The sequence below is a fragment of the Nocardia shimofusensis NBRC 100134 genome (genome assembly GCF_001613125.1).
Taxonomy (GTDB): Bacteria; Actinomycetota; Actinomycetes; order Mycobacteriales; family Mycobacteriaceae; genus Nocardia; species Nocardia shimofusensis.
Genome location: NZ_BDBT01000014.1, coordinates 146216 through 154352 on the forward strand (window position 1 = coordinate 146216; position 8137 = coordinate 154352).

At 67.0% G+C, this 8137-nt stretch carries 7 protein-coding genes; 4 read left to right on the forward strand and 3 right to left on the reverse strand.

The features are described from left to right. Positions 1 to 75: 75 nt before the first annotated feature. A complete protein-coding gene (locus NS3_RS17420; RefSeq protein ID WP_067860916.1) occupies positions 76 to 489 on the reverse strand; it encodes a hypothetical protein in 414 nt (137 codons plus the stop codon). A 570-nt stretch (positions 490 to 1059) separates the two neighbouring features. On the opposite strand from NS3_RS17420, the gene NS3_RS17425 reads away from it, so the two are divergent. The 3 genes from NS3_RS17425 (at position 1060) to NS3_RS17440 (ending at position 4536) form a co-directional block, all read left to right on the forward strand. Next, the gene (locus NS3_RS17425; RefSeq protein WP_067860918.1) at positions 1060 to 2898 is read left to right on the forward strand and encodes an AMP-dependent synthetase/ligase; all 1839 of its coding nucleotides are present in this window, start codon (positions 1060 to 1062) and stop codon (positions 2896 to 2898) included. Positions 2899 to 3569: 671 nt separating this feature from the next. Next, entirely contained in the window at positions 3570 to 3773 is a 204-nt protein-coding gene (locus NS3_RS17435) for a zinc-ribbon domain-containing protein (RefSeq protein ID WP_067860922.1), read from the forward strand. Positions 3774 to 3933: 160 nt separating this feature from the next. Then, positions 3934 to 4536: a DUF8020 domain-containing protein gene (locus tag NS3_RS17440; protein WP_157101389.1), complete on the forward strand. Its 603-nt coding sequence runs from the start codon at positions 3934 to 3936 to the stop codon at positions 4534 to 4536. Positions 4537 to 4765: 229 nt separating this feature from the next. Here NS3_RS17440 and NS3_RS17445 read toward each other — a convergent pair whose 3' ends face one another. Further along, complete coding sequence (locus NS3_RS17445) at positions 4766 to 5773, reverse strand: tyrosine-type recombinase/integrase (RefSeq protein WP_067860926.1); 1008 nt, start codon at positions 5771 to 5773, stop codon at positions 4766 to 4768. A gap of 251 nt (positions 5774 to 6024) precedes the next feature. Between NS3_RS17445 and NS3_RS17450 the strand changes: the two genes are divergently transcribed. Then, positions 6025 to 6669, forward strand: a complete 645-nt coding sequence (locus NS3_RS17450; protein ID WP_067860928.1) for a class I SAM-dependent methyltransferase — start codon at positions 6025 to 6027, stop codon at positions 6667 to 6669. 512 nt (positions 6670 to 7181) lie between these two features. Here the strand turns inward: NS3_RS17450 and NS3_RS17455 are convergent. Beyond that, a partial coding sequence (locus NS3_RS17455; protein ID WP_157101390.1) for a Tn3 family transposase occupies positions 7182 to 8137 on the reverse strand: 956 nt, incomplete at its 5' end.

Genomic DNA, 8137 nt, shown 5'->3' on the forward strand with positions numbered 1-8137 from the left:
GGCAAATTCGCTGCAATGGCGCACATCCACCGATTCGGAAGCGTGCGGCAAAGCGGTTGTGCCGGCAGGAGCGTATCAGGCGGCGGGCTCGGGCTGGGTCAGCTCCTGGACACCGAGAATCGAGTCGATGATGTTGAGGATGGCCGAGGTGCCACCGTCGAAGGCGGAGCTACCGGTATCGAGCAGCGCGGAACCCGAGGCCAGGCCGCCACCCTCGGCGGAACCCGCGGCCAGTCCGGCCGAACCTGTGGCCAGGCCGGCCGAACCCGAGGCCAGGCCACCTTCGGCGACACCTGCGGCCAGTCCGGCCGAACCCGTGGCCAGGCCGGTTTCGGCGGACCCCGCGGCCAAGCCCGCGGAACCCGTGGCGAGGGCGGCGGAGCCGGTGACGGCGGTGGCGCTTTCGGCGGAGGCGACTGCGGCCGGTCCGAAGAACAGGGCGGCGGCGGTGACGGCGCCGGCGGCGACGAGAGTCTTGCGAGAGATCATGGCGGAGCTTCCTTCCACTGGTGGATATCACGACACCATCACGGCGCGCACCAGCAACGTTAAGGAATCGAAATCAGCAAATCCACCCCGCTTTCTGTGTGATGAATCACCGTTAATAGTTGGCAAACTGCATATTGTGTCGAGGTAACACAATTCGATCTTGAATTTTCGATTTCTCGATCTTGAATACCTCCATAATTCGATCTCGGCACCCTGGTCGGGTGATCACCATGTGTGCCGAAAAGAATGCATCCCTTGCGATTTCGCGGGGACGCGCGAGAATCGGTGACCGAATGCGGGCTCGACCACCCGGCGCCGAAGGTGATTCGAGCCGACGCGACGTCGTCATCGATCACGGTCATCGATCACGGTCGTCGATCGATCACGCACGCGAGCCCCGAGGTCTGCGCGCGGCCGATTACTGCCTGCGCTACCGGTCCGCGGCCGGGCGGGGGCAGACCGAGGACACGGCTACCTGCCACCTCGGCTTTCGTGGCGTCGTACGCGACCCGGCGATCGATTCTCTCCGAGCGCCGCATCGATCGCTGCGGATTCGCTTAGAATCGAGTGATGACGTTCCTCCGGAATTCCGAGGAGCTTCCCGATCTCAGCAAGATCGAGCACCGGGCATCCTCGGTAGCACAGATGCTGGTCGACCGCGTCGTCGCGACACCGGACGCGGAGGCATTTCGATTCCCTGACGGCGACGGCTGGACCAGCGTGTCCTGGAAGCAGTTCGGTGAGCGCGTCGACATCCTGGCCGCCGGGTTGATCGCGCTGGGAATCCAGGCCGAGGATCGCGTCGCGCTCGTGTCGTCCACGCGGTACGAATGGGTGCTCGCCGACTTCGCCGTGATGTGCGCCGGCGCGGCCACCACCACCGTGTACCCCACCATGAACGCCCCGGGCGTCGCCTTCATCGTCGCCGACTCGGGCAGCTGTCTCGTCGTCGCCGAAGATCAGGCCCAGGTCGACAAACTGATCGAACATCGCGCCGAGTTGCCCGACGTGCAACAGGTGGTGATCTTCGACGGCGAGGGCGACGGAGACTGGGTGATCGCGCTCGCCGATCTCGAGGAGCGCGGGCGCAGACTGCTCGCCGGTTCGCCCGACGTGGTGGCCGATCGCATCCGCGGAATCCGGCCCGAGCACTTGGGCACCATCATGTACACCTCCGGGACGACCGGCACCCCGAAAGGCGTCAGGCTGCCGCATTCGGCGTGGACGTACAGCGCGGCAGCCATCGACGTTCTGCATGTTCTCGGCCCCGACGATCTGAACTTCTTGTGGCTTCCGCTGTCGCACTCGTTCGGCAAGGTGATGTTGGCGCTGTCACCGCTGATCGGCTTTCCCACGGCCATCGACGGTCGGGTGGACAAGATCGTCGACAACCTCGCGATATTGCGTCCCACCATCGTGGCGGCCGCCCCGCGCATCTTCGAGAAGGCGCATGCCCGTATCGAGGGCATCGTGGCCGAGGAAGGCGGGATCAAGAAGAAGCTCTTCGACTGGGCGGTCGGGGTCGGCCTGCAGGTTTCGCGCGCCAGACAGGCCGGCAAGGATCCGTCGTTGCTGGTCGTCTTACAGCACAAGGTCGCCGACAAGCTGGTGCTCTCCAAGATCCGTGAACGCTTCGGTGGTCGGCTGCGGTACTTCGTTTCGGCGGCGGCCCCGTTGGACCGCGATGTCGCGCAGTGGTTCGACGCGATCGGTGTCATCGTGCTCGAAGGTTACGGCCTGACCGAGACTGCCGCCGCGTCGTTCATCAACCGCCCGGACGGCTACCGGTTCGGAACCGTGGGCAAGCCGTTCCCCGGCACCGAGGTCAAGATCGCCGAGGACGGCGAGATCCTGATCAGAAGTCCGGGCGTGATGAGTGGCTATCACAACCACCCCGAGGCCACCGCGGAGGCGTTGGACGCCGACGGCTGGTTCCGTACCGGCGACATCGGCGAGATCGACGCGGACGGCTTCCTGCACATCACCGACCGCAAGAAGGACTTGTTCAAGACTTCGCAGGGCAAATACGTCGCGCCCTCCGCGATCGCCGCCACCTTCAAGGGGATGTGCCCGTACGCGGCGGATTTCATCGTCTACGGAGAGGCGCGGCCCTATTGCGTCGCCTTGGTCGGCCTCGATGCCGAGAGCATCGTCGAATGGGCAGGCAAGAACGGTCTGGCAGACAAACCGTTCGCCGAAATCGCGCGGGACGAGAAGACCCAGGAGGTGATCGCCGCCTTCGTCGACACCCTGAATGACCAACTCGATCGCTGGGAACAGATCAAGAAATTCGGCATCATCGACCGCGAACTGTCCGTCGAGGCCGGTGACTTCACACCGAGCATGAAACTGCGCCGCAAGATAGTCGTCGACAAGTTCGCCGACAGCATCGACGCCCTCTACCAGTGACGTCGATCGGTGCCGGATCTCCGGTCTGTGCTATTTCCGATTCGGTGCGGTTCGACCACGCGCCGGAATGTCGCCGGACGGAGCGTCGTCATCGGCACGTTTCCGCCGTAATGCGTCGAGATCGACGACATTCGCGCCGGGCTCGGCACTGCGCGGATCATCCTCCGGGGCGGAGTGCCGCGCCGCGAGGGGGTCGACCACCGGCCACCACCCTGTCTCCCGTTGCAGGTCCGATCGCAGTACGGGCGTGGTCGGTGCGGGATCGAAGACCAAGCCACCTTCCGGACGCCACGTGCTGCGGGGACGCCCACCGGCCTCTTCCGTCACGCGCCGCGGGCGACGCGGTAGCCGGGTGACCTTCGACATACCGTCTCCCGCTCCGGGGGTCTCCATAGCCTGCATTCCTTCTTCCAGCGCACGCGCTCCAGGTCGTCGAACCTCTTGCCGCCGACTCCCGGAGCAGAACCCAACCCGGCTCGTCGCGCACGTCCGTAATGTCCCTCAGTAGGTTACCGGCTATTTCCCGGTACATGAGATCGTCCGGTATCGGTGTGCTGTCGGCCCGGGCGAGGACTGGAAGAAACACGGGGTCATACCCCAAAGGACATCGCGCGGAGTTGCGTGGTGCCGAAGCAGCAGGCGCTGTCCGCGCCCCGACTACGCTGAGAGGGGTGTTCCTCCTCTTCGGATACGGCCGCAAGCAGAAGCCGCTCGGCCCGGGCGGGACCCGGACCTGCCCGCGCTGCAACAACACCACGCAGTGGACGCGGCTGCTCGAGTACACGCAGCTCACGATCTTCTTCGTTCCGGTGCTGCGCTGGGGTCGCAAGCAGTTCGAGTCCTGCGGGATCTGTGGCGACGCCATCGTCGTCTGAAGCACTGGATCGACGGCGGCACCGGCTGACTTCATGACTCGACCATGCCACCGAGCCGGAACCCGGCACCTCCTGGGTACACTCCTGCGCTACGCCGACGATCGCTCGCGGTCCGACTCGATCCGCCTATCAGAGTTACCTGAGTAGAGGGGTTCGAAGAATGAAGTTCGGAAAGACGGCCGTTGCTGTTCTCGCGACAGCTTCGGCCATGGCCATCACGACGGCAAACGCCCACGCAGGACCCGCCGAGCCGACCGAAACAAGCCGGGAGGCAACAATTTCGGGCGTCGATAACGGGATCGGCTACCGGATCGCCGTTTCGCCGGTGGACGGGGTCGTCACTGCCACCGTAGAGAACGGCGGCTTCGAGCTCGCGGGTAACGGCGCGGTGATGCTCGAGACGAGCGACGGAGCGGCGGTCCGGGAAGTGCCGCGGTCGTACGCTGCCGACGGCCGCTCGATCACCATGTCGCACCACATAGCCGCCGATGGCCGGACCCTGACACTGACGCCGCCCGTGGAAGATGTCGCGCGAGCACAGGACATCAGCGCTTACGACCGGCTCGTGGAGCAGATCAACAGGAACATGCCCGGCGTCGTCGGCGGCGCCATCGTGGGTGGCCTCCTCGGAGCATGCCTGTTCCTGATCTGGGGCATCAGCATCCCCTTGGGTGTGTTGGTCGGCGGAACCGTCGGCGGTTCGATCATGGGCGGTCCGGAGTTCTTCGACGCTGTACAGGCGTTCGCGACCGGTCAGCCCTGATCAACCGTCTGCCGACGCCGTGCGGAGCAGTGGCGCCGGTATCCGCGGCACCAAACCGCACCAGTTACCTGCGAACTACATGAGCGGGCGAGTCGCCCGGTTGCAGCCTCGTCGTCACTCTCAACGCCGTCGGCCTCGCCGGCTTCCTGTCCATACCAGCGGTGGGCGCGGCGACCTGGGGTTCCGGTAGTAACCGCCGAAAAATCAACGGATATGACGTAGCTGCTGGTCAGCGTCGGCGTTCGGCTCCCGGGCCCAAGATCGAGGTCAGCTCGCGCATCGCCTGTGGGGACGGTTTGAAGTATCGGCGCAGGTTCTCGGCTTTGCGGTGGCGGGACTTGGCCATCAGTTCCAGCAGGCTGGCCCCGGATTCCCCGAGGTGGGTCAGGCCGGAGTGGCGCAGTTCGTGCAGGTCCCAGCCGGTCCGGGGTCCATCGACGGCGGTGGCGGCGTCGAGCAGGTCGCGGGCCTGGTCGTAGGACAGCCGGGCCAGGCCGGTGTTGGGACAAACGTCGCGGTCGGCGAGGTACTTGCCGGGCCCCGGCCGGCGGTGGGTCACGAAAACAGGGCCGCGGGTGCGGTCGCGGATGAGCCGGGGCAGCAGGCGGGCGGTGCCCGCGTCCCAGTACACGTTCTCGAGGACGTGTTCGTGGTGGGCGGCGCCGCGGCGGCGGGTACGGGGTTTGGCGCCCTTGGACTTCACCGCCGCGCACCGCCCTGCGAGGTCGAGGTCTTCGATGTTGAGCTGGAGCAGTTCCTCGGCACGGGCACAGGTTTCGTACAGCATCCGCCACAGCGTCTTCTCCCGCAGGTGGATCTCGCGGCGGGCGATGAGCCGGTCGATCGCGGTACGCGAGCGGACGGGGGTGTCGGAGTCCGGCGGAGTGGACCGCGCGGCCGAGGCCGGGACGCTCGGCGCGGTCCAGCCCTGCTCGGCGCACCAGGACAGCCATCTGGCGACTGCGGCGCGGCGCGCGTTCCAGGTGTTCACCGCGGCGGTGCCCCAGAGGGTTTCCAGTGCGGCGCCGACTTCGGTGTCGGTGACCGAGTCCAGGGCGCGGCTGGCGGCGGTGAGTCCGTCGTGGCGGGCGTCGAGCTGGTCGACGGTCTTGACGACGGCGATGCCGTAGGCGCGGCGGGTGTTCGCCGGGCCGATCGTGTCGAGGAACGCCTCGGCGGCGGTGCGCAGGGTGCGCGCCGGCGGGGCGGTACGCAGCCGGGTCACTCTCGCGGCCATCGGATTCCCCTCGTCAGTGCTTGCCCCGGATAACGGGGCCGCTTCGTGTACGCGCCGGAGCAGGTCCGCCGCAGTCGAACCTCACGATACCCCGGATAACAGACCATTATCCGGGGTATCACTGCTATCGTTGAGCGGTCACGGCCAGACGCGTACCGCCGTTCCGGTGCCTCCACCCGGCCGGGTGGAGGCACCTTCGCCGTTCCCGGGTAGCGCCGAGTCCGCCGCGATCATGGAATATCGTGCCGGTCATGACCACGGATGATTGGTTGGCCGACACCCGAACCTCTTATGACACGGTTGCGGTCAGCTATGCCGACCAAGTGCGCGGCGCCCTCGCCGGACACCAGTACCTTCGCGCGGCTCTGGCATTGTTCGCCGACAGCGTGCGGACCGCTGGCGGCGGACCGGTCGCGGACGTCGGCTGCGGCCCCGGTGAAGTCACCGCCCACCTGCATGAGCTCGGTGTCGACGCCTTCGGTATCGACCTCTCCCCGGCGATGATCGACGTGGCCCGGCGCGACCACCCCGGCCTGCGGTTCGAGGTGGGCTCGATGACGGAACTGAACCTGCCCGTCGCTTCGGTGGCCGGCCTGCTCGCCTGGCAGTCTTTGATCCACATCCCAGACGACGAGGTGCCGACTGTATTCGGGCGCTTCCACCGAGCATTGCGTCCCGGCGGACCGTTGCAACTCCTGTTTCACGTCGGCGGCGAGTCGCTGTTGAAGACAGAGGGCTACGGCGGTCACCCGATGAAGGTCCATGTCCACCGCCGTCAGCCGAACCAGGTGGCATCGTGGCTGCACGATGCCGGATTCGTGGTCGAGGCCCAGATGCTGCTCGACCCGGATGCGAAAGCTCAGCAAGCGATTCTCTTCGCACGCAGTAAGTCCTAACTTCTGCATATGTCGGGCTCGCCATTCGGAACCGCGGGGTCCCCGACGTACACCGCCCGGCGGGAAGCGTGGACCTGGAGTACGCATGTCACCGACCAACGCGACGCCGAACCGCATCGCCCCCACTGACGCGCCGCCCCTTCGGCGCCGCGGTCACCTGCCGACCAGACGCCCCGCCCGCGCAGTCGACCCAGGAGCCGGCATGGAATCCCGGCGTCACCCACAGCGAGCCCGAAATACGCCCTGCAGGTCTGGACCGGCCGGGCACGGCGGGTGATCAGCCGGCACACCGGACGCCAGTGGGCGGGCATCACCGCCGACAAGCTGCGGATCGGAGTCGAGGGCGCCCCTACTCCTTCGGCTACATCGCCGGACCGCACCACTCACGGGCCTGGGACCGCGACTGGACCCAGGACGGACGATCCTGCGCGGACCTGATCCCGGACATGAGGACCACCGAATGGCTCGACCACGAGCACACGAACCGGGCCCTGGGGTAACGCCGGGACCGGTCAGAACAGGGTGTCGCGCACCCGCAGCGGCCGGTAGCCCGTCGGGCCGAGCGCGGGGCTGACGTGGGCCAGGACCTCGTCGTCGATGCGGTGCCCGGCCCGGCGCATCTGCTCGACCGCGAGGCCGTAGTACTCGGTGGTCCAGGCGATCACGGCGTTGGTGGCCAGGGTCAGGCACCACGCTTGCTCGGTCTGGTCGGCGAGCTGGCGGGCGCGGATCGTGCCCTCGTGTGCGTAGAGCAGGTCGCGGCGTAGTGCGTGCAGGGATTCGCCCTTGTTGAGCTGGCGGGTGATCTTGCGCCGGTAGTCCGGATCGGAGAGGTATTTCGCGGCGTAGATGGTGCGCCGCAGCGCCCCGTACTCCTTGAGCGCGGCGGCCAGGGTGTTCTGACGGCCCGAGGCGGAGAGCTTGCCGACGAGCAGGGAGGCGGTGGCGTGCCCGAACTTCAGCGAGCCGGCCAACCGGAGCAGGTCGTCCCAGTGCTCGGCGATCAGATCGATGTTGGCCTTGCGGGTCATCAGCGGGCCCGCGTGCGGGAACCGGGCCTCGGCGTCGGCGCGGGGGCCCGGCCGGTAGAGGGTGATGCGGCCCAGGTCCCGGATGCGTGGGGACAGCTGCATCCCGAGCAGGTCGAACAACCCGAAGTTGACCAGGGTGACCCCGTGGGTGTCGGTGGCGTGTTCGGTGATCGGCAGATCGGTGGCGTTGCCCAGGATCTCGTCGAGCACGTAGTGGGCTTCGCGTTTGGTCGCCACGATCACCTTGGTGCCGTAGGTGGCGTGGGTGTCGGTGACATGGGTGTAGGTCGACAGGCCATCACCGGCGAAGTAGCGGCTCATCGGCCGCGCGGTGGTGGATTTCCCGCGCGTGGGGAACCGCTGCCCGTCGCTCGACGACAGGGTCCCGGTGCCGAACACCAGAGTCAGCGGGAGCCGCTGGTGGTAGTCGATGAGTA

What these genes read in the sequence shown, in the direction of transcription:
- NS3_RS17420 (WP_067860916.1), bottom strand. Translation starts at nt 489, where the DNA reads ATGATCTCTCGCAAGACTCTCGTCGCCGCCGGCGCCGTCACCGCCGCC.
- NS3_RS17425 (WP_067860918.1), top strand. Translation starts at nt 1,060, where the DNA reads ATGACGTTCCTCCGGAATTCCGAGGAGCTTCCCGATCTCAGCAAGATC.
- NS3_RS17440 (WP_157101389.1), top strand. Translation starts at nt 3,934, where the DNA reads ATGAAGTTCGGAAAGACGGCCGTTGCTGTTCTCGCGACAGCTTCGGCC.
- NS3_RS17445 (WP_067860926.1), bottom strand. Translation starts at nt 5,773, where the DNA reads ATGGCCGCGAGAGTGACCCGGCTGCGTACCGCCCCGCCGGCGCGCACC.
- NS3_RS17450 (WP_067860928.1), top strand. Translation starts at nt 6,025, where the DNA reads ATGACCACGGATGATTGGTTGGCCGACACCCGAACCTCTTATGACACG.